Genomic DNA, 21,187 nt, shown 5'->3' on the forward strand with positions numbered 1-21,187 from the left:
CGGGGGCAACCCGGCCGGGCCGTGTGTTCGCCCGTCGAGGGCGGGTGTCCTACCCGGTCACCGGCGCAGCGGGGCGGTCACCGCCGCGTACGCGTCGATGATGCCGTGGCCGTAGAAGCCGTTGAAGTTCACCGAACCGTCGCAGTACGCGTCGAACTCGGCCGGCCGGCCCTCGTCGGTGTAGGTCTGCAACCGAGGTTCGGGGCAGGCCCGCTCGGTGGCGGTGCGGAGCAGGTGCTTCTCGACCAGCTTCGGAGCCAGGCCGAAGCCGCCCCGGCCCTGCGGCTTGCCGAACCTGCTCACGATGAGCGCGGCCACGCCGGAGGCGTGCGGAGCGGCCATCGAGGTGCCCTGGAGGTACGTGTAGTAGCCGCACTGCCCGTTGGCCTTGCACTCCTTGAACACGAAGGTCTCGGCGCCCGGCACCACGTTGCCGGCCTCGTCGACCGTCCCCTCCTCCTGGAGCACCTTCTTCGGGTAGGTGGAGAGGATCATGTTGGCGTCGGTGCGGAACGTGTCGGTGCCGAACCCGTCGCGGAACCATCCACCCGGTGCGGCCACCGCCGTCTGCTCGGTGCCGTAGTTGGAGTAGTCGGCCTTCTTGCCGGACGGGCCGACCGAGGACACGCTGATCACGTGCGGCCCCTCGGCGGGCAGGTCCCAGCAGCTGTCGTTGTCGATCTCCCGGGGGTACGGCGCGACGTCACCGTAGTTCGGGCTGGACACGTCGGTCCGGGGGTCGCCCAGGTCCTCGTGGTTGTTGCCGAGCGCGCCGACCAGGGTCACGCCCCGGTTGTGGGCATAGGTCAGGGCCCGCTTCATGGCGCGGATGGTGGCCCGCTGCGCCGCCTGCGCCTCCGGGGAGTCGGCCGGGTTGGCGGTGCAGTTATAGAGCCACGGGTCGACGTAGAACGACATGTTCACCACGTCCAGGCCCGACCGGCCGGCGTGCAGCAGCGCGTTGACCACCGGGTTCAGGAAGAAGTACCCGGAGTCCTGGCCGCCCTTGAGGTTGACCAGGGAGACCTTCGGGGCGACGCCGGAGAGGCCGAAGCCGTTGGCGGCGGCACCGATGGTGCCGGCGACGTGCGTACCGTGCCCGCCGTCGTCGGTGCCGGCCGGGTCGAGGCAGCTCGCCACCTCGCACTCCCCGTCGATCTCGGGGATGTCCGGGGCGAAGTTGCGCGACAGGGCCCAGTTGAAGTTGGGCGCGATGTCCGGGTGGGCGGCGTCGACGCCGGTGTCCAGCACACCGACGGTCACCCGACGGTCGCCCGGCTCGATCTTGCGCGCCTTGTCGGCCCGGATCATCTCCAGGCCCCAGAGCTTGTCGTCGAGTGGGTCCAGCTTCTTGCCCCGCTGCTTACCGGTCCCCTTCGCGGCGGCCACGGCCAGCAGGTGTTCCTGCTCGACCCGGTCCAGCTTGGGCTTGCGGCCGATCGCCTTCTGCTCGGCGGCGCCGATCAGAGCAGCGGCGGCCGTCGCCTTCGTCGCGAAGTCGGCCCGGTCACTGGTCACCTGGAACACGCCGACCTCGTCGGTGCGGGACACCACGGTCCCGCCGGCCGACCGGATCGCGGCGAGGGCCGCGTCGGCGGAGAACCCGTCCTCCGCGACCACGGTGAACGTTCGGACGGTCGTCGGCTCGGCGCTGGCCGGCACGCCCAAACCCGTCACCGTGAGTGCCAGTGCCGCCGCGGTCGCGACGACACCGACGGTGAAGCGCTTGCTCACCACATCGAATCCTCTCTTTGAGGGACGTGGCGTCATCAGACATCAACGCATGACGTTTCGCCAGACCGGCGTCGCTTACGCGGAGGAAGATCCGCTTCGCCGGAAAGGCCGACCAGGACGGCAGGCAACTCCGCGAGCGAGGACACTGTCGCGTCCGGCAGCACACCGGCCGGGAGCGAGTCGCCCCGTCGGTTCAGCCAGATCGCCCGCAGACCGGCCCGCTGCGCCCCGACCACGTCGAACGCCGGGTTGTCCCCGACGTGCACCACCTGCGACGGCGGCACCCCGGCAGCTGCGCACACCGCTTCGTAGAACTCGGGCGCCGGCTTCTTGGGCAGGCCGTCCTCGTGTGCGTACACCTCGAAGGAGAACTCACCGGCCAGGCCGCAGCGTTCCGCGCGGCTGTTGCCGTTCGTCGCGAAGCCGAGCGCCCACCGCGCCCGCAGTGCGGTGAGCGCGGGCAGCACGTCGGGGAAGGGCCGGGTGAGCGCGAAGCGGCGGGCGAAGAAGACCCCGGCCAACTCGTCCAGGTGGCCGCCGAGGTCCGCACGGGCCAACGAACGGGCCAGTGCCGCCCGACGGATCTCCGTCACCGGCGCCGAGGCCAGATCACCGAAGACGGCGTCCCAGTCCGACTCCAGGTCGGCGAGCGACACCTCGGCCGCCGCCGGGGTCAGTCGCCGCATCTCGTCGAGTACGGTCACCAACCCGCCGGCGACGGCCGGACGCAGATCCAGCAGAGTCTCGTCGGCGTCGAACACCACCGTGCTCAGCATGCCGAAAAGGGTGTCATGTCAGGGCGGGCTCCGCCGCCTTCGCCTGGTCGGGGATGACGGGTGCGCGCAGTTCGTCGAGGCGGACCAGGGCCACCCCGGCGACGATCAACGCCCCGCCGAGCAGTTGCACGACCGTCGGCAGCTCACCCAGCACCAGCCAGGCGATCAGCACCGCGAACATCACCTCGGTGAGCCCGACGAAGGAGGCCATCCGGGCACCGAGGACGCGGGCCGCAGCGATCCCGGCCAGATATGCGACCACCGCCGCCACCAGCGCGAGGCCGACGATCGGCACCAGCCAGCTCGTCTCCCGCCCGGCGAACTCGACCGTGCCGAAGTCGGCCCGCAGTGGTAGCGCGCCGAGCAGGCCGAGCAGCAGCAGTGCGCCGGCACCGACGGCCATCCCGCCACTGGCCATGACCACCGACGGCAGTGCGGCGTCGACCCGGCCGGCCAGTACGAAGTAGCCGGCCAGCCCGACCGCCGCGCCCAACCCCCAGAGCACCCCGATCGGGTCGAGCCGCCCGGCTCCGGTGAGATCGAGCACGAAGAAGAGGCCGGCGAGGGCAGCCGCCGAGCCGGCCACGGTCAGCCGGCGGGGGCGCTGCCCCTGGATCAGCCAGGTCCAACCGACCACGAGGATGATGCCGAGGTACTCCAGCAGCAGCGCGACCCCGACCGGCAGGTAACGGACCGCGTTGAAGAAGCACACCTGGGCGAGCGCCACCCCGAGCAGCCCGAAGACACCGATCGAGGCGATGTTGCGGCGCAGCACCGCCCACCGGCCCCGCAGCACCAGCAGAGCCGGCCCGGCCAGCACCAGAGCCGCGATGCCGACCCGGGCGACGACGACCGCCTCGGCGGACCAGCCATCATTGATCAACGAACGGGCGAAGGTGCCCGAGGTGGCGAACGTGACCGCGGAGAGCAGGGCCAGGGCGAGCCCGGCCCCCGCGACGGGGGAATGACGCATCGACTCTCCTTGGCACGGTCGCCCGCCATGGGCAAACTAGGCTTACACCGATGACGCTAAAGCGGGGCCACGACAGGAGTCAAGTTGCTTTTCGCCCATGACACCGAATGTTCGCTCACCGCCGCCGCCGCGCTGGTCAACACCGACGGGCGGGACGGCGACAAGCTGCCCGACGTCGCCGCGCTGGACGCGTTCTACGTCACCCACTCCTACAGCGGCCGGCACGAGCACAGCGAGGCCGAGCTCCGCGCGGTACGCGCCCTGCGCCCCCGGCTGCGACGATTCTGGTCCGCCGACATCGACGAGATCGTCGAGATCGTCAACGGGCTGCTCCGCGAGCATCGCGCGCTGCCGCAGCTCATCACGCACGACGACGAGCCGTACCATCTGCACGCCGTCCCCCGCGACGCCCCACTGGCCACCCGGATGGCGGTCGAGGCGGCGATGGCGATCGCCGACGTGGTCCGGGGCGGCGAGCTGCGCCGACTGCGGACCTGCGACCACCCCGCCTGCGACAACGTACTGGTCGACCTCTCGAAGAACCGGTCCCGCCGGTTCTGCGAGGCGGGTTGCGGCAACCGGGCCGCCGTCAGCGCCTACCGCGCCCGCAAGGCCGCCGCCCGCACCTGACCTGCCCGTCGCCCCGTCCTGCCCACCGCGCCAAGCTGCCCGTCGCCCCGTCCTGCTGAGCTCGGAGTCAAGGTCTAGCCACCAAGGCCACGCTCAGGGTCGAGGTCCTGCCCCAAGGCCACGCGGGGTCGGTGTCTCCGCCAAGGTCACGCTCGATCCAGGATCGAGTGGCATCGGCCGTCCGCGATGACCACTCGATCCTGGATCGAGCATGTTCATGGCGTCCCGAGGCACACGGAGCCGACGGGACAGCATGCCTCGCCCTCCGCCCGCTCCCCCGGCCGGGCGGTCCCACTGCCGGGGGCGATGGCATATCCGACTCAGCTCGACAGGACACCCGTGCCGTGTCCTGGCCCGCCCGCGCGACCTGGCTCCGCAGCATCCGCCGCAATCAGCGGCCCGCCGCACCCCCGCAGAACCGTCCCTCGCGGGGCCTCAGGGGTGGGTCATCCGGAGCAGGTCGAGCGCCTCGTCCAACTGGGTTTCGCTGAGTTTGCCGGACTCGACGTGGCCACGAGAGACCACCACCTCCCGGATGGAGACCTGCTTCTCCAGCGCCTCCTTGGCGATCGAGGCGGCCTCGTCGTACCCGAGGTGGCGGTTGAGCGGGGTGACGATCGACGGCGAGCCCTCGGCGTACGACAGACAGACCTCGGCGTCCGCGACCAGGCCGACCACGCAGCGGTCGGCGAGCAGGCGGCTCGACGCGGCGATCAACCGGATCGACTCCAGGAGGTTGCGGCCCATCACCGGCAGCATGACGTTCAGTTCGAAGTCGCCCTGCGAGCCGGCGAAGGCCACCGTGGCGTCGTTACCGATCACCTGCGCGCAGACCTGCCGGACCGCCTCACAGACCACCGGGTTGACCTTGCCCGGCATGATCGACGAGCCCGGCTGGAGGTCGGGGATGCGCAGTTCGCGCAGGCCGGCGCGCGGACCGGAGCCCATCCAGCGGATGTCGTTGGCGATCTTGTAAAGCCCCACCGCGACGGTCCGCAACTGGCCCGAGGTCTCCACCAGGGCGTCGCGGGCGCCCTGCGCCTCGAAGTGGTTCCGCGCCTCGCTCAGCGGCAGCCCGGTCGAGTCACGCAGCTTGTCGATCACGCGGGCGGCGAACCCGAGCGGCGTGTTGATGCCGGTGCCCACCGCCGTACCACCCAGCGGCAGCTCGGCCAGCCGGGGCAGCACGCCCTCCACCCGCTCCAGGCCGTAGCGGATCTGGGCGGCGTACCCGCCGAACTCCTGCCCGAGGGTCACCGGCGTGGCGTCCATCAGGTGGGTACGCCCGGCCTTGACCACGGTCTCGAACTCCGACGCCTTCGCCTCCAGCGCGGCGGCCAGGTGGTCGAGTGCCGGTAGCAGGTCCCGTACGACGGCCTCGGTGGCCGCCAGGTGGATCGAGGAGGGGAAGACGTCGTTGCTGGACTGCGAGGCGTTGACGTCGTCGTTGGGATGGACGGCGTTGCCCAGTTCCCGCCCGGCCAGCGTGGCGATCACCTCGTTGGTGTTCATGTTGGACGACGTGCCGGAGCCGGTCTGGAACACGTCGACCGGGAACTGGTCGTCGTACCCGCCGTCGGCCACGTGCGCGGCGGCTGCGGCGATCGCGGCGGCCACGTTCGCGTCGATCACGCCCAGATCCCCGTTGACCTCGGCCGCCGCGCCCTTGATCTGCGCGAGTGCCCGGATCTGCGCCGGCTCGATCCCCCGGCCCGAGATCGGGAAGTTCTGCACCGCCCGCTGCGTCTGGGCCCGCCAGAGCGCCTCGGCGGGCACCTCCACCTCGCCCATCGAGTCGCGTTCGATCCGGTAGCCCGTCGTCTCTGGAGTCGTCACGCGTTCCATCCTGCCCCGCCGGGCGGGGACGTGCAGATGATCGCCCCAGCCGCTCGACCTGAGATCGAACAGCAACCGGCCGGGAGGCACCGTTCCACCCGAAAGTGCGGCGCGGCCAAGACAACGATTCTTTTAAGATCTTCGAGGTCTGCCACTCTCATCGAAGGGTTCACGCCTTGCAGGACAACGGGGGCAACACCGGCGTGCGTGCCGCGCGCCGACGGCGTACACCGCGTCGATTCCTCATCACGGGCGCGGTCGCCCTGCTGACCGTACCGGTCGCCGTGCTCGTCACCAGCGCGCCGGCGACCGCCGGGGTGACCAGGTTCGAACGCCCGACGAGCATCAGTCACACCGACCTCAAGCAGCCATCCGTCGCATTTCCGGTGGGCACCACCGACAAGGTGCCGGTCGGCACCTGGACGTCCGACGGAGGCAAGCACACCTCGCGGGCGTACTTCACCTTCGATCTCACGCGCTATCAGGGCAAGGAGATCATCAACGCGTACGGAGTCGTCGGCGAATCGTCGGTGACCGACTGCGGCCAGCCTCGCAAGATCGAGATCTGGCGTACCGACACGCCGTCGACGCCGCCCACCTGGCAGACCGCGCCGCAGGTGCACGAGCGGGGTGGTGACGTCTACAACTCCCCCGCCTGCCCGGCCAGTCGCCTCGAACTCGATCTCACCGAGACGCTGCGCCAGGCACTAGCCGGCGGTCAGGACAGCCTCACCCTGATGGCTCGGATCGCCGGGAACCACGAGAAGAACAAGCGCCTCAGCCGGTGGATCACGCCGCTGGGCATCTCGATCGAGGCCAACGCCGCACCCGACGTGCCCAGCGCGCGGATGGTCGCTGGCCTGGCCTGCGCGGACGGCCGCCGGATCGGCACCACCGAGCCGGTGCTCAGCGCCCAAGTCACCGACCCGGACGCGGTAGACGGGTTCGCCGGAGATCCGGTGACCGCGACCTTCGCCTGGTGGCCCGTCGATCGGCCCACCGAGCGCACCGAGTGGACGTCCTACCGCATCTCCGCGCCGAGCCGCTTCTTCTACACGGTGCCGGCGGGTGGGATGGTCAACGGCGGCACGTACGCCTTCTCGGTGCGCGCCGCCGACCAGCACGCCAGTTCCGACTGGTCGCCGGAGTGCCGGTTCACCGTCGACACGGTACGCCCACCGGCCCCCACGGTCGCCTCCACCGACTACCCGTCCGGCTGGGGCCAGCCAGGTCACGGCGGTCCGGGTATCCCCGGCACCTTCCACTTCTCCGCGCCAGGCGCGGACGACATCGCCGGCTTCTACTACGGCGAGAGCAGTCCGATCCACTATGTGGCCGCCGACGGGTCGGGGACGGCCACCATCAGCCACACGCCGACGCACAGCCGCTTCAACCAGCTGTACGTGCAGGCCGCGGACCGGACCGGCAACCGCTCGGCGCAGATGAGGTATGAGTTCACGGTGCGCGACACCGCACCTCAGGTAACCGACGGGAACCCGGACGGCGCGATCGGCGAGCCCCGCGAGCTGACGTTCACGCCCGGCATGGATGACGTAGTCGAGTACACCTACCGGCTCAACGACGGCGAGCCGGCCACCGTGCCCGCCAGCGCGAACGGCACTGCCACGGTGACGATCACCCCCCGCAAGTCCGGCATGAACCGGGTCACCGTGACCAGTCGGACCTCCGGTGGACTTCCCAGCGGCGAGGCGCGGTTGGAGTTCTATCTAGCGACTGAGCCCACCGTCTCGTCCGAGCAGTACCCCATCGGCGGCGGCGAGGGCGCCTTCGTCGGCACCGCCGGCACGTTCGTCTTCCGCCCTGGCATGCCCGGCGTGACCGAGTACGTCTGGTCGGTGGCCGGCGGGCCGGAACGGACGGTCATGGCCGAGGCGGACGGCACGGCGAGCGTGACCTTCACCTCCACCTTCGGCGGGTTCCACTGGATGGAGGTCTACAGTCGGACCGCCGACGGCACCGTCTCCGGGACCGCCTCGGCGTACTTCCAGGCGACCTCGTGGGCACCGACGATCGAGTCGGCGGACTATCCCGAATACCAGGCGAGCGGCGGGCCGGGGGTCACCGGTGAGTTCACCTTCCGCCCGGCCCGTGAAGGGGTGACCGGTTACGTCTACACCTTCGAGGGCGAGGAGGAGCGGACGGTCACGGCGGGCGCCGACGGAGTGGCCAAGGTCGACTGGACGCCGCAGTCCTACCCCACCGATCGTTCCGGCTGGGTGCGGCTGACCGTACGCGCCACGTCGGGATCGCTGGTCTCGGACCAGGTCGAGTACGCCTTCGCCCTCAACTCGTTGACGCCGACGGTCACCAGCGCGGACTATCCGCCCACCGGCGGCGGTGCCCCGAACGTTCCAGGTCAGTTCACGCTGACCGCGCAGATGCCGGGCAGCACCGAGTTCGTCTACCGGTACAACGGGGAGGAGCGGACGGTCGCTGCGGGAGCCGACGGCACGGCCACGATCACGCTGACCCCGCAGTACGACGGCGGCAACTACCTGTTCGTGTCGAGCAGGACCGCGTCGGGCATCACGTCCGGCGAGGACTACTACTACTTCTACGTGCGCAGCCAGAGCTGACCTCCGCAACGACAGGGGCGCCGGGCTTCCGCCCGGCGCCCCTCGTCATGTCGGGTGTACTCAGCGGCGACCGATGCTGAGGACCGGCTTGGTCACCTCGGCGAAGAAGTCGTTGCCCTTGTCGTCGACCACGATGAAGGCCGGGAAGTCCTCCACCTCGATCTTCCAGACCGCCTCCATGCCGAGTTCCGCGTACTCCAGAACCTCGACGTGCTTGATGCAGTCCTGCGCGAGCCGGGCCGCCGGCCCGCCGATCGAGCCGAGGTAGAAGCCGCCGTGCTGCTCGCAGGAGCGGGTCACCTGGTTCGACCGGTTGCCCTTCGCGAGCATCACCATCGAGCCGCCGGCAGCCTGGAACTTCTCCACGTACGCGTCCATCCGCCCGGCCGTGGTCGGGCCGAACGAACCGGAGGCGTACCCCTCCGGGGTCTTCGCCGGACCGGCGTAGTAGACGGCGTGGTCGCGGAGGTACTGCGGCATCGACTCGCCCGCGTCCAGCCGCTCGGCGATCTTCGAGTGCGCGATGTCACGGGCCACCACCAGCGGGCCGGTCAACGACAGACGCGTCTTCACCGGGTACTTCGACAGCTCGGCGCGGATCTCGTCCATCGGGCGGTTCAGGTCGACTCGGACCACCTCGGTGGCGTCCAACTGCCCCTCGGTGACATCGGGCAGGTAGCGGGCCGGGTCGGTTTCGAGTCGCTCCAGCCAGACACCCGACGGGGTGATCTTCGCAACCGCCTGACGGTCGGCCGAGCAGGACACCGCGATCGCCACCGGGCAGGACGCCCCGTGCCGGGGCAGCCGCACCACCCGCACGTCGTGGCAGAAGTACCGCCCACCGAACTGCGCGCCGATGCCGAAGTTGCGGGTCAGCTCCAGCACCTCGGCCTCCAGCTCCAGGTCCCGGAAGCCGTGCGCGGACATCGAACCGGAGGTGGGCAACGCGTCGAGGTACTTGGCGCTGGCGTACTTGGCGGTCTTCAGGGCGTACTCGGCGCTGGTGCCGCCGATCACCACGGCCAGGTGGTACGGCGGACAGGCCGAGGTGCCGATCAGCCGCAGCTTCTCGTCCAGGAACTGCATCATCCGCGTGGGGTTCAGCAGCGCCTTGGTCTCCTGGTAGAGATACGACTTGTTGGCCGAACCGCCCCCCTTGGCCATGAACAGGAACTTGTACGCGTCCGGGTGCCCATCCGGGTCCTCCGCGTACAGATCCACCTGGGCCGGGAGGTTGCTGCCGGTGTTGCGCTCCTCCCACATGGTGAGCGGGGCGAGCTGGGAGTAGCGCAGGTTCAACCTCGTGTACGCCTGCCACACACCCCGCGAGATCGCCTCGGCGTCGCTGCCGTCGGTGAGTACGTGCCGACCACGCTTGCCCATCACGATCGCGGTGCCGGTGTCCTGGCACATCGGCAGCACCCCGCCGGCCGCGATGTTGGCGTTGCGCAGCAGGTCGAGCGCCACGAACCGATCGTTCGGCGAGGCCTGTGGGTCGTCGACGATCGACCGCAGCTGGGCCAGGTGCGCCGGACGCAGGAAGTGCGCGATGTCGTGCATCGCCTCGGCGGTCAACGCGGTCAGCGCCGCCGGGTCCACGGTGAGGAAACGCCGACCACCGGGCCCGTTGACGACATCGACGCCCTCGTCGGTGATCAGGCGGTACTCCGTCTGGTCGGGACCGGTCGGCAGCAGGGGGGCGTACGAGAAGTCCACGGCACTGCTCATGACCGCACTCCGCTTCGCTCCGCGCCGCCATGAGGCACCGCCGCACTGCGCTGATTATTCGCTCGCTGGCGCTCGCTCATGACGACACTCCGCTCCGCTGCGTGCCGCCATGAGGCCATCACCGCACCGAATTGATGATTCGCTCGCTGGCGCTCGCTCATGACCGCAAAGCCTAGGGCAGACAGGTCGGTCGGTCCCACCCGCCGGGTGAGGTGGTGGGGCGTTGCACTCGGCCGCCCCGCCGACCGGCTCACTTGCCGGAATCGGGAGCCGTGCAGAGTTCGTTCTTGGGGCCGCAGCTTTCCTGGGGCTGCGGCACCTGCCCGGTACCGGCGGGACCCGGTACTCCCCCGTTACCGTCGCGTGCCGGGTCGCCCGTGGCGCCGAAGCGGACGTACCCGATCTCGCGGCCCTCGCCGATCACCATGCCGGCGGGGCCGACCGCGAGGGCGTTGGCGGAGGTCCGCAGCACGACCAGTTCCCGGCCGGTACGCGGATCGAGCGCCACCAGCCGGTTCGGTTTCTCGTCGGTGAGCACGGTCGCGTACGGGGTCAGCGCGGCGCCCGTCTTCTCCCCGGTGGGCCGGTTCCACCTGGTCCGGTCGGTGCCGAGTTCCCGGCCGGAGACGGTGTCCCCGTCGGCGGTCCGCACCACGGCGTACCGGTCGTCGACTGCCAGTACCCGCTCCCCCTCGGCGGCCACCAGCAGCAGCCGCCCGTCGTAGCCGTCGAGGACCGTCTCCCGGCCGTCGGGCGCTACTCCGATCAGCACGTTGCGGGCACCGTACGGGTCCTCCCGCTGCACGCAGCCCGCGCTGTCGGCGGTCCGCAGGTTGATCCCGGACCGCCGCCACGCCTCCTGGCCGGTGGCCGGGTCGCGGCCGGTGATGGCGAAGTAGCAGTTGCCGTCCTGCGAGCGGGCGGCGATGTGCAGCAGGCGCCCGCCGATCACGGCCAGCCGCTCGTCCCGGCCGGGCTCGACGTTCTGGAGTACCCGGCCGGTGGCGGTGTCGACCACGTGCACCCGGCCGTCGACCGGGAACCCGAGCAGCGGCGGCACCGACTCCGGGCCGGCCACCTCCTCGTGGATGCGGTTCGTGCCGAGGCGGCGGGTGTCCAGCAGGTTCGGGTTGTCGGCGAGCAGGCCGCTGCTGACCCCGGGCAGGAACGCGGTCCAGATCGGGGCGGTGCCGCGCGGGTCCCAGGCGCTCAGCGTGCAGTCGGTGGCCTCCACGCAGCGCGCGTCGAGCAGCAGGTTCCGGTACGTCCAGACGGCCACCGCGTCGTCGTCGCGTCGTCGCGTCACGCCGGTGCTCGGGTCGAGGACCTCGTACCCCTTGACCAGCAACTTGCCCACGGCGACGACGGACTCCGGGCCGACGCCGGCCACCGCGCTCCAGTCGGCCTTGCGTTCCCAGAGCTGGGAGCCGGTGGCCAGGCTGCGGGCCTCGACGCGGGTGCGCTGCTCGACGATCACCGCCTCACCGGCGATCGTGACGCTGCGCGGGGTGCCGCCGATGCGCTGCTGCCACTGCACATCAGGGGAGGAGATGGGCTGTCGCCGGTTCACCCAGTCCCACATGGTCGGGAAGGGGTTCCAGACGCCGGTCGCGGCGAGCGCCACCACCGTGGCGAGGCCGAGCAGCAGCCAGCCACGTACGCCGAGCCCGCTGCCCTTCGCCACCGGATCACGGTAGCCACCCGCGCCCCCAACCGCCCGCACCACCCCGCGTGTCGTGAAAGGAAGGGACCCTTGCTAACGCCTCCGGTGGTAAAAGGGTCCCTTCCTAACCGCACACCGCAACCGCACACCGCAACCGCACACCGCAACCGCACACCGCAACCGCACACCGCGACGGCGCACGGCGGCAGCACACGGCGACCGAACGCCGCGACCTCATGCGGCGGCACCTCCCGCGCCGACCGAACGCGGGCGGCCGGTCGGGGCGAGCACCGGCCACAGGATCAGCGTCGCCGTGGCCGACGCCGCGCCGGCCAACGCCATCACGAGGCCCGGCGCGAGCACCTCGCTGAGCGCGCCCGCACCCGCCGCAGCCAGCCCCTGCATCGCCATCATGCCGGTGCTCACCAGCCCGAACGCCTGCCCACGCCGGCCTTCGGGCACCGCGGCGAGGAACCGTCGGGCCAACCCGAGCTGGTAGGCGAAGCCTGCGGTCGCCACCGCGAACAGGGCTGCCGCCGGCACCAGCGACGGCCGGGCCACGAACGCGAGCATCGGTACGCCGAGCAGCAGCGCGAGCCAGGGCGTCCACCGTTCCCGCCGGGCCGGCGCGACGAACCGCCCCACCAGCAGGTCACCGACGAGCATGCCGCCCGCCCCGGCCATCAGCAGTACGCCCGCGCTGGCGCCCGGCCCGAGGTCGGCCGCGTACGGCACGGCCACCCCCTCCGCGCCCACCAGCAGCGAGCCGGGCAGCCACTGGGCGAGCAGCAGTCCCCGGATCCGCCGGTCGGCGAGCAGGCTCCGGTTGACCCGCAGGGTCTCGCGTACCGCCCCGCGCGCCGGCTTGTCGGTCGCCATCGGGGCGTAGTGGATGCGGGCCGGGCGTCGGGTGAGACCGATCCGCACCAGCAGCGCCGAGAGCCCGCAGGTCACCGCAGTCAGCCAGAGCGCACCGTACGGGCCGACGAGCCCGAGTAGCAGCCCGCCGACCGCGAACCCGGCGACCTGGGTCCCGCCGGAGGCGACCGAGAGCAGCGAGCGTCCGAGCACGTACGCGTCGCCGTGCAGCACCTCGGGCAACAGCGCGGTGCGGGCGGCGTTGCTGACCGGGCCGAAGAGGGCCACCACCGCGACCAGCCCGAGCATGGCCGACGGGGAGAGCGCCCCGACGGCGAGTACCGCCACCATGACCATCCGCAGCAGGTCGTAGCCGACCATCATGGCTCGGGCCGGCCACCGGTCGGCCAGCGCCAGCAGGAACACCCCGCCCAGGGCGTGCGGCAGGAACCCGGTCACGTACGCCAGGGCGGCCAGCAGGCCGGACCCGGTGCGCTCGTAGACGAGCACGGACAGGGCGAGCATCTTCACCGTCTCGCCGATCATGAAGACGCTGAAGCTGGCGAAGATCACCCGGAACTCGCTGACGGCGAAGACGTCCCGGAACGTCGCCGGACGTTCGGCAGCCCTCTGAGCTGCGGTGGTGCTGGTGCTGTTCACGCCGGCAAGCTTCGTGCGCGTACCCGGTCCGGCTCTATCCTTTCGCCAGGGAACGAAAGGTCGTGGTGTGCGGATCGAGGTGACCCCGGCCGACCTGGCGGCGAGCCGGTTCGCCGTCTCACCGCTGGGTGAGACGGTCTCCGCGCTGCGGCTGCTGGCCGGGCTGAACAGCGCCCCCGGGCTCGCCCCCTGGGTGGCCCGGCAACGGCCGGTATACGAGCGGCTGCGGCGCGAGCTGCCGGAGGTGGGCGCGCTGCTGGCGCTGATGCGCCGGGGCGGCTACAACGCCGACTTCATCCATCCGCCACCAGCCGACACCGCCCAGGACTTCGCCGACGAACTGGCGGTGGTCCGGGCCACCCCGCTCGCCCAGGCCCGGGACGAGCTGGCCCGCAACCTCGTCGCCCCGCACACCACACCCCCCGGGTACGCCCTCCGGATCTACCGGTCGCCGCACGTGGTGGACCTGCTCGCGGACGCGATCGAGGCGGCCTGGACGACACTCGTACAGCCGGACTGGCCCCGCCTGCGCGCGGTTCTCGAACGCGACCTGCTGCACCGGGCCGGTCGGCTGCTCGCGTACGGCTGGGGTGCGGCCATCGCGGGCCTGGATCCCCGGATGCGCTGGGTGCCCGGTGGCGACGTGGGCACCATCGAGGTCGACGACCCGCTCCAGGAGGAGACGCACTCGCTGGCCGGGCGGGGACTTCTCTTCGTCCCCACCGTATTCGGCATCCTGATCAAGTACCTCGAACCGCCGTGGCCGTTCGCGATCGTCTACCCGGCCTACGGTGCGGCGGAACTGCTCGGGCCACCCGATCCGAGCCGTCCGGACGACCACCTGGACCGCCTGCTCGGGCGGTCCCGTGCGGCGGTGCTGCGGGCGCTCGCGCTGCCCGCCACCACCAGTCAGCTCGTCGCCCAACTCGGGCTGAGTCTGGGCGGGGTCGGTGACCACCTGACCGTGCTGCGCGGGGCGGGCCTGGTCAGCCGGGTACGTTCCGGCCGGGCCGTCCGCTACCGACGCACCCCGCTCGGCGACGCCCTCGCCGAGCGCTGACCACTCCCGCACCGTCGCGTGCAGCGCGCCCGGATGTAAGCAGGGGTCCCTTCCTATACACCAGGCGTTAGCAGGGGACCCCTCCTTACATCAGCACCCCTCCTTACATCAGCACCCGCTGGGCGGGGGGCTCATGCGACGGCGGAGCGGACCAGGGGGAGGACGCGGTAGGGGATCTGCTCGGCGAGCGCGATGATCGTCGAGGCGCGGGTGATCCCCTCGTACGCCACGATCTGGTCGATCACCCGCTGGAGGTCGGTGTTCGACCGGGCCACGATCCGGCAGAGCACGTCGCCCGAGCCGGTGATGGTGTGCGCCTCCAGCACCTCGGGGATCGCCGCGAGGTGGCGGGTCACCGGGTCGTGCCCGAGCCGCTGGCTGATCTCCAGCGTGACGAAGCTGGTCACCGTGAAGCCGAGGGCGGCGGGTCCGAGGTCCGGTCCGAAGCCGGCGATCACGCCCCGGCCGACCAGCTTGTCCAGCCGGGCCTGGACGGTGCCCCGGGCCACCCGGAGTCGGCGGGAGCACTCCAGCACACCGATCCGCGGTTCCTCCGCGAGCAACTCGATCAGTCTCGCGTCCAGCGCATCGAGCTGTACAACCTGTCCAGGGTTCATGCGTGAACACCATACCGTTTGCGCAACCTGACCAGCGTAGGCGGAGAGTGTTGCCCAGTGAGCCCGCTCACCGCGATGCTCGCAGCAGCAGACGACCCCGTCGGCCCACGAGGCCGGCCGGTACGCAAGGGAGGCCACCATGACCCAGGCGATCGACCGACCCCAGTCGACCGAGGAGGTCGACGTCGACGCCCTCGTCGGCGCCGTCGACCACGACACCAGCAAGGACCCGTTCCCGGTCAAGGGCATGGACCACGTGCGCTTCCTGGTCGGCAACGCCAAGCAGGCCGCGCACTACTACTCCACCGCGTTCGGCATGACCTGCGTGGCCTACCGGGGCCCGGAGCAGGGCTATCGCGATCACGCCGAGTACGTGCTGACCAGCGGTTCGGCCCGGTTCGTGCTCACCGGGGCGGTACGTCCCGACGCCACCGGCACCGCGCACGTGGCCCGGCACAGTGACGGTGTCTCGGACATCGCGCTGGAGGTGCCGGACGTGGACGCCGCGTACGCGCACGCCACCGCCCAGGGCGCGACGGGGCTGGCCGAGCCGCACGACGTCACCGACGAGCACGGCACCGTACGGCTGGCCGCCATCGCCACCTACGGCGAGACCCGGCACACCCTGGTGGACCGTTCCCGGTACACCGGCCCGTTCCTGCCCGGTTTCGTCGCTCGCAAGCCGATCGTGGACCGGCAGCCGATGATCGACGCCGGGGTGCAGCCCAAGCGCTTCTTCCAGGCGGTCGACCACGTGGTCGGCAACGTGGAGCTGGGCCGGATGGACGAGTGGGTCGAGTTCTACCGGCGGGTGATGGGCTTCACCAACATGGCGGAGTTCGTCGGCGACGACATCGCCACCGACTACTCGGCCCTGATGAGCAAGGTCGTCGCGAACGGCACCCGCAAGGTGAAGTTCCCGCTCAACGAGCCGGCGGTCGCCCGGAAGAAGTCGCAGATCGACGAGTACCTGGAGTTCTACCAGGGTCCGGGCGCGCAGCACATCGCCGTCGCCACCAACGACATCCTGGCCAGCGTCGACGCGATGCGCGCCGCCGGGGTCGACTTCCTGGACACCCCGGACTCGTACTACGAGGACCCGGAGTTGCGGGCCCGGATCGGTGAGGTCCGGGTACCGATCGAGGAGTTGAAGTCCCGCAAGATCCTGGTCGACCGGGACGAGGACGGCTACCTGCTCCAGATCTTCACCAAGCCGGTGCAGGACCGCCCGACCGTCTTCTTCGAGCTGATCGAGCGGCACGGCTCCCTCGGTTTCGGCAAGGGCAACTTCAAGGCGCTCTTCGAGGCGATCGAGCGGGAGCAGGAGAAGCGCGGCAACCTGTAACACTGTCCAGCGTGACCCAGCCTCCCGTGCACCCGTCGCCGGCCGGCGGGCCTACGCCCCCTGCCGGCGGCGCACCGCCGCCCCTCGGCCCGCCGCATCCGATTCCGCCCCAGTACGCACCACCGGGCCACTCGCCACCCGGTCATCCGCCACCGCCCGGCTGGCCGGGTCCACCTGGACCGCAGCAGCCGCCGGGCGCGGGCTGGGCGGGTCCGCCCGGACAGCAGCAGCCGGGCTGGGCACCGGGAGTGGCGCCACCGGTCCTCGGGCCGGGCGGGCAGCCGCTGGCCGGCTTCGGCGAGCGGCTGGCCGCGTACATGATCGACTCGTTGGTCGCCGGCGTGGTGCTGATGGTGCTCTTCGTGCCGGCCTTCGTCTTCATCTGGCTCCGGATGTTCAGCGCGATGACCCGGACGAACCCGGACGGCACCCTGGCCGAACCGGACCCGGGAACGGTCTTCACCGAGTTCCTGCTGCCGCTCCTGCTGCTCCAGGTCGGTCTCTTCGTGGTGATGTTCGCGCTGTACTGGGTCTACCACGTGGAGTACCTGATCCGGAACGGCGGGCAGAGCGTCGGCAAGCGGGTGATGAACCTGCGGGTGGTGATGCTCGACCCGACGCACGGCCTGGACCGCCGGGCGGCCGGCAAGCGGTACCTCGTGCAGTTCGTCGGCGGTTCCCTGGTGCCGGGTGGCAGTTACCTCGACGGGCTCTGGCAGTTGTGGGACAAGCCCTGGCAGCAGTGCCTCCACGACAAGTTCGCCGGGACCGTCGTCGTTAAGGTGTCGAGGTGAACGAGCGCAGCGAGGCCGCGACGTGAGCGTGGCACCCGGTTGGTACGTCGACCCCGCCGATCCCGAGACCCGCAGGTACTGGGACGGCGAGGGTTGGATCGGCGCGCCCATCCCGGTGGACGTCACCCCACCCGAAGGCCCACCCCCGCCGGAACCCGAGCCCACGCCCGAACCCGAGCCGGCGACCCCGGCCGCCGGGACCGCCTCGCCGACCGGCGCACCCGCCGAGCCGGGCCCGCACACCACCTGGCCCGGCCAGCCCACCGGCACACCCGGCTGGCCCGGCCAGCCCGGCGGCACGCCCGGACCACAGCCGGGCCCACCTGGCGGCACACCCGATCAGCACGGCGGCCACCCCGGACAGCAATCGGGCTGGCCGCCCGGCTCGGGACCGCCTCCCGGCTGGCCGTACCCGACCTGGCCGGGCACACCACCACCGCCCCGGCCGCACGGGTTGCCGCTGGCCTCGTTCGGTGCCCGGTTCGGTGCCCGGCTGATCGACTTCGGCATCGTCTTCCTGCTCAACGTGTTCGTGAACGGCTTCTTCGTCTATCGGCTGGCGCAGGAGTACGCCACTCCGCTGAACGAGTTCTGGCGGCGGGTCGAGGCGCAGGACCGCACCACCGACCCGCTGCCCCCGGCGGGCGACCAGGCCGGCTCGCTGGTGGTGGTGATCCTGCTGCTGGCCACCGCGCTCTGGTTGGCGTACGAGGTCCCGGCGATGGCGGCCAGCGGGCAGACCTTCGGCAAGCGGCTGCTCCGGGTCAAGGCGGTGCCGATGGAGGCGGACGCACCGCTGGGCTTCGGTCGGGCTCTGCGTCGCTGGAACACGCTCGGCCTGCCCACGCTGCTCTGGTACTGCTGCGGCCTCGGCCTGTTGCTCCAGTTGATCGACGCGCTCTCGCCGCTCTTCGACCATCCGCTACGGCAGGCCCTGCACGACAAGCGGGCACAGACCGTGGTGGTCCAGCTTTCCCGCACCCCCGACGACCGCACCCCCGACCACCGCAGCCCCGACCACCGCAGCCCCGACGACCGTGCCGACACATCGGGAGACACCCCATGACCGACACCGGACGACAGCCGGCACCCCGGTTGACCCGCGCCGACCTGGACGCACTGCCCAACTACGTACCCGGACGCAGCCCGGCCGACCTGGCCCGGGAGCTGGGTCTGCCCGAGGCCATCAAGCTGGCCAGCAACGAGGTGCCGTACGGCCCGCTCCCCGGGGTCGTGGAGGCGGTCGCCGAGGCGGTCGCCGGTGTGCACCGCTACCCGGACATGGGCGTCGTCGCGCTGCGTCAGGCGTTGGCCGACCGGTACGACGTGGCCCCGGACCGGATCGCGACCGGCTGCGGCTCGGTGGCGCTGGCCGAGCACCTGGTCCGGACCACCTGTCTGCCCGGTGACGAGCTGGTCTACTCGTGGCGTTCCTTCGAGGCGTACCCGATCATCGCGGCGACCAGCGGCGCGACCAGCGTGCAGGTGCCCAACGCGGCCGGGCACGGGCACGACCTGTCCGCGATGGCCACGGCGGTGACCGACCGGACGCGGATGATCCTGGTCTGCAACCCGAACAACCCGACCGGCACCGCGGTACGCCGGGCCGAGCTGGACCGCTTCCTGGACGCCGTCCCGGACGACGTGCTGGTGGTCATCGACGAGGCGTACCGGGAGTTCGTCACGGATCCGGAGGTGCCGGACGGGCTGACCTACGCCGACCGGCCGAACGTGGCGGTGCTGCGCACCCTCTCCAAGGCGTGGGGCCTGGCGGGTCTGCGGATCGGTTTCCTCGTCGCGCAGCCGCAGGTGGCGGCGGCGGTCCGCAAGGTCGTCACGCCGTTCTCCACCAGCATGGCGGCGCAGGCGGGCGCGCTGGCCGCGTTGGCCCAGGCCGACGAGGTGCAGCGACGGTGTGCGCTGGTGGTGGCCGAGCGGGACCGGGTCACCGAGGCGCTGCGCAAGCTCGTCCCGGACGTGCCCACCAGTCAGGCGAACTTCGTCTGGCTGCCGTTGGGCGACCGGTCGGTGGCGTTCGGCAAGGCGTGCGAGTCGCGGGGCGTGATCGTCCGGCCGTTCGCGGGTGACGGGGTGCGGGTGACCGTCGGTACGCCGGAGGAGAACGACGCGTTCCTGGCCGCCGCCGAGTCCGCCCTGGTCTGAGCCACGAGCGGTGCCGGGCCGATCCGCCATCCCCCAGCGGACCGGCCCGGAAGCCCACCGAGAGCATACGTAACTTTTGTCCGATTTGCCCGAGACTCGCTGTCGCCCCGCCGGTCAGGTAGCCGCCAGCACCAGCGGCTCCGAGGTGAGGAAGTAGCGCTGGTCGTCGGCGTCCGGAACCGGCGGCTGCCGGAGCCGCTCCAGCGCCAGGTAGCCGCCGCTCGCGTACGCCGCCCCGGGCGCCCAGCCCACCCCGTCGGCCCCCACGTTCAGCACGAAGCGGGACCGCTCGACCCCGGTGGCCGGGTCCACGGTGATCAGGTCGTTCGTCTCGGTGAGCAGGTGCACGCGGCCGGGCTGGACGGCCACGATCCGGACCGCCCCGAGGTCGGCACGCCGCCAGACCTCGTCGCCGTCGCGGGCGGAGCGTCCGGTGACCACGCCGTCCGCAGCCCGGACGACCCACTCCCCGTGCAGTTCGGCGTCGGTCGGGTCGAGTGCGGGTGCGGCCACCGGGCCGTCGGCGGCCAGCAGCCAACCTCGCCCCCCGTCGTCACCCGGGCCGGTGACGCGCAGGCCACCACAGCGCACGCCCTCGGTGACGCAGCCGACCGGCGTGACGCTCCACTCGGCAGCGGCGCCCGGCGGCTCCCAGCGGTCCACCGGCGTACCCGTGCGCACGTCGAGGAACTCGACCACCGCCGGCCCCCCGCACCGGTCCACCACAGCGAACCGACCGGTCGTGGTGGTGCCCACGTCGCTGCGGCAGTCGTCGTCCACCTCCGTGGACCAGAGGAGCCGGCCGTCGTCGAGCGCGAAGGCGGCGAGGCGCTCCGGCCCGGAGACCACGAGCGTCGACGCGCCGCCGGCTCCGGTATGGAAGAGACCGGCCGGGCTCCAGACCGCCCCGGCACCGGTGCGGCGCGCGGTCCACCCCTCGGCGGGCACCGGGCCGTCGACCTGCCAGGCCACCCGTCCGGTACGCGCGTCCAGCGCCACCAGCTTCCCGTCCGACCAGTGGCTGACCACCGTGGTCCCGTCCGCCACGACCCCGCTCACCTCGGCCGGCCACCGCCGGTACGACCAGTACGGCGTACCCCGGTGGCGGGCGTCCACCGGCCCGTCGGAGTACACCTGGCGCTGTGCGGCGTACACCCGGAGGCGGCCGTCGACGATCAGCGGCGCCACCGGCAGCCGGCCGACCACCCCGGCCTCCCGGTCGGCGGCGGCCGGATACTCGCCCCGCGCGGTCGTGCTGACCTCGGCCGGAGCGAGCACGCGGTACGCGGTGACCGCGGTGACCGCGACCATGACAGCCACGGACACCACCGCCACGATCCGTCGCCGGCCCGTCGTCAACCCCATCCCGCACCTCCGACCGGCACCCTATCCAGCCGGGCTGAGTGCGCGGGGGTACGGCCCCGAGGGCGGGCGTCACGCTCCGGTCGGGGCCGACGCGGCACGGGAAGCGGCCGTGTCCCACGAGAGCGGTGCACTCGCGGGACACGGCCGACGGCGTCAGCGGGTGAAGTGCCCGGCCCGGATCGCGCCGACGAACGACGTCCAGTCCGGCGGGCTGACCACCAGGACCGGCCCGGCCTGGTCCTTGGAGTCGCGTATGCCCACCACACCGTGGACACGGGCCAGGTTGTCGGCCACCTCCACACAGAGACCCTGGTCGTTCGAGCGGCTGCTGGTACGCCAGACCGCGCCCACGAGTTCGTGCATCGTCATCTCCTCGGTTTGTGACGTG

17 protein-coding genes are annotated in these 21,187 nt (G+C 71.6%); 7 read left to right on the forward strand and 10 right to left on the reverse strand.

Annotated elements, in window-relative coordinates; translation table 11 throughout:
- Positions 1–57: 57 nt before the first annotated feature.
- From HUT12_RS30065 to HUT12_RS30075, 3 genes are read right to left on the reverse strand one after another with little or no spacing between them, the layout of a single operon-like run.
- Positions 58–1,734 carry a S8 family serine peptidase gene (locus HUT12_RS30065; protein WP_176095386.1) on the reverse strand — a complete coding sequence of 559 codons (1,677 nt, stop codon included), beginning with the start codon at positions 1,732–1,734 and terminating at the stop codon, positions 58–60.
- Positions 1,735–1,769: 35 nt separating this feature from the next.
- Complete coding sequence (locus tag HUT12_RS30070; RefSeq protein WP_176095387.1) at positions 1,770–2,510, reverse strand: HAD family hydrolase; 741 nt, start codon at positions 2,508–2,510, stop codon at positions 1,770–1,772.
- 13 nt (positions 2,511–2,523) lie between these two features.
- Positions 2,524–3,483, reverse strand: coding sequence for a DMT family transporter (locus HUT12_RS30075; RefSeq protein WP_176095388.1), 960 nt, complete (start codon positions 3,481–3,483; stop codon positions 2,524–2,526).
- A gap of 84 nt (positions 3,484–3,567) precedes the next feature.
- On the opposite strand from HUT12_RS30075, the gene HUT12_RS30080 reads away from it, so the two are divergent.
- Positions 3,568–4,113, forward strand: coding sequence for a CGNR zinc finger domain-containing protein (locus tag HUT12_RS30080; RefSeq protein WP_176095389.1), 546 nt, complete (start codon positions 3,568–3,570; stop codon positions 4,111–4,113).
- Positions 4,114–4,548: 435 nt separating this feature from the next.
- On the opposite strand, the gene HUT12_RS30085 is transcribed toward HUT12_RS30080, so the two are convergent.
- Entirely contained in the window at positions 4,549–5,958 is a 1,410-nt protein-coding gene (locus tag HUT12_RS30085; RefSeq protein WP_176095390.1) for a class II fumarate hydratase, read from the reverse strand.
- A gap of 167 nt (positions 5,959–6,125) precedes the next feature.
- Here HUT12_RS30085 and HUT12_RS30090 point away from each other — a divergent pair, with 167 nt between their 5' ends.
- Positions 6,126–8,546 carry a hypothetical protein gene (locus HUT12_RS30090; protein ID WP_176095391.1) on the forward strand — a complete coding sequence of 807 codons (2,421 nt, stop codon included), beginning with the start codon at positions 6,126–6,128 and terminating at the stop codon, positions 8,544–8,546.
- A 60-nt stretch (positions 8,547–8,606) separates the two neighbouring features.
- Here the strand turns inward: HUT12_RS30090 and HUT12_RS30095 are convergent, their stop codons facing one another.
- The 3 genes from HUT12_RS30095 to HUT12_RS30105 form a co-directional block, all read right to left on the reverse strand.
- Positions 8,607–10,274, reverse strand: a complete 1,668-nt coding sequence (locus tag HUT12_RS30095; RefSeq protein ID WP_176095392.1) for a fumarate hydratase — start codon at positions 10,272–10,274, stop codon at positions 8,607–8,609.
- 250 nt (positions 10,275–10,524) lie between these two features.
- Positions 10,525–11,958, reverse strand: coding sequence for a PQQ-binding-like beta-propeller repeat protein (locus HUT12_RS30100; RefSeq protein ID WP_131051639.1), 1,434 nt, complete (start codon positions 11,956–11,958; stop codon positions 10,525–10,527).
- 213 nt (positions 11,959–12,171) lie between these two features.
- Complete coding sequence (locus HUT12_RS30105; RefSeq protein WP_176095393.1) at positions 12,172–13,455, reverse strand: MFS transporter; 1,284 nt, start codon at positions 13,453–13,455, stop codon at positions 12,172–12,174.
- A 67-nt stretch (positions 13,456–13,522) separates the two neighbouring features.
- On the opposite strand from HUT12_RS30105, the gene HUT12_RS30110 reads away from it, so the two are divergent.
- Positions 13,523–14,515, forward strand: a complete 993-nt coding sequence (locus HUT12_RS30110) for a helix-turn-helix domain-containing protein (RefSeq protein WP_176095394.1) — start codon at positions 13,523–13,525, stop codon at positions 14,513–14,515.
- A 131-nt stretch (positions 14,516–14,646) separates the two neighbouring features.
- Here the strand turns inward: HUT12_RS30110 and HUT12_RS30115 are convergent, their stop codons facing one another.
- A complete protein-coding gene (locus HUT12_RS30115) occupies positions 14,647–15,132 on the reverse strand; it encodes an Lrp/AsnC family transcriptional regulator (protein ID WP_131051642.1) in 486 nt (161 codons plus the stop codon).
- A 139-nt stretch (positions 15,133–15,271) separates the two neighbouring features.
- On the opposite strand from HUT12_RS30115, the gene hppD reads away from it, so the two are divergent.
- From hppD to hisC, 4 genes are read left to right on the forward strand one after another with little or no spacing between them, the layout of a single operon-like run.
- On the forward strand, positions 15,272–16,477 hold the full coding sequence (gene hppD, locus HUT12_RS30120) for a 4-hydroxyphenylpyruvate dioxygenase (protein ID WP_131051643.1): 1,206 nt from the start codon (positions 15,272–15,274) through the stop codon (positions 16,475–16,477).
- Between the two features lie 11 nt (positions 16,478–16,488).
- Positions 16,489–17,271, forward strand: a complete 783-nt coding sequence (locus HUT12_RS30125) for an RDD family protein (RefSeq protein ID WP_176095395.1) — start codon at positions 16,489–16,491, stop codon at positions 17,269–17,271.
- A 22-nt stretch (positions 17,272–17,293) separates the two neighbouring features.
- Entirely contained in the window at positions 17,294–18,337 is a 1,044-nt protein-coding gene (locus HUT12_RS30130) for an RDD family protein (RefSeq protein ID WP_176095396.1), read from the forward strand.
- Entirely contained in the window at positions 18,334–19,434 is a 1,101-nt protein-coding gene (gene hisC, locus HUT12_RS30135; protein ID WP_176095397.1) for a histidinol-phosphate transaminase, read from the forward strand. Before HUT12_RS30130 ends, hisC begins: the two co-directional genes overlap by 4 nt.
- Positions 19,435–19,548: 114 nt before the next feature.
- Here hisC and HUT12_RS30140 read toward each other — a convergent pair whose 3' ends face one another.
- Both HUT12_RS30140 and HUT12_RS30145 read right to left on the reverse strand, forming a co-directional pair.
- The gene (locus HUT12_RS30140) at positions 19,549–20,799 is read right to left on the reverse strand and encodes a PQQ-binding-like beta-propeller repeat protein (protein WP_176095398.1); all 1,251 of its coding nucleotides are present in this window, start codon (positions 20,797–20,799) and stop codon (positions 19,549–19,551) included.
- Positions 20,800–20,952: 153 nt separating this feature from the next.
- Complete coding sequence (locus HUT12_RS30145; RefSeq protein WP_131054730.1) at positions 20,953–21,162, reverse strand: DUF397 domain-containing protein; 210 nt, start codon at positions 21,160–21,162, stop codon at positions 20,953–20,955.
- Positions 21,163–21,187 lie beyond the last annotated feature (25 nt).

Source organism: Verrucosispora sp. NA02020, from assembly GCF_013364215.1.
In the GTDB taxonomy this organism is placed as follows: domain Bacteria; phylum Actinomycetota; class Actinomycetes; order Mycobacteriales; family Micromonosporaceae; genus Micromonospora.

Bases quoted from the DNA above. Each gene is read 5' to 3' on its own strand.
- HUT12_RS30070 (WP_176095387.1), bottom strand. From the start codon at position 2,510: ATGCTGAGCACGGTGGTGTTCGACGCCGACGAGACTCTGCTGGATCTG.
- HUT12_RS30085 (WP_176095390.1), bottom strand. From the start codon at position 5,958: ATGGAACGCGTGACGACTCCAGAGACGACGGGCTACCGGATCGAACGC.
- HUT12_RS30140 (WP_176095398.1), bottom strand. From the start codon at position 20,799: ATGGGGTTGACGACGGGCCGGCGACGGATCGTGGCGGTGGTGTCCGTG.
- HUT12_RS30095 (WP_176095392.1), bottom strand. From the start codon at position 10,274: ATGAGCAGTGCCGTGGACTTCTCGTACGCCCCCCTGCTGCCGACCGGT.
- hppD (WP_131051643.1), top strand. From the start codon at position 15,272: ATGACCCAGGCGATCGACCGACCCCAGTCGACCGAGGAGGTCGACGTC.
- HUT12_RS30115 (WP_131051642.1), bottom strand. From the start codon at position 15,132: ATGAACCCTGGACAGGTTGTACAGCTCGATGCGCTGGACGCGAGACTG.
- HUT12_RS30145 (WP_131054730.1), bottom strand. From the start codon at position 21,162: ATGCACGAACTCGTGGGCGCGGTCTGGCGTACCAGCAGCCGCTCGAAC.
- hisC (WP_176095397.1), top strand. From the start codon at position 18,334: ATGACCGACACCGGACGACAGCCGGCACCCCGGTTGACCCGCGCCGAC.
- HUT12_RS30075 (WP_176095388.1), bottom strand. From the start codon at position 3,483: ATGCGTCATTCCCCCGTCGCGGGGGCCGGGCTCGCCCTGGCCCTGCTC.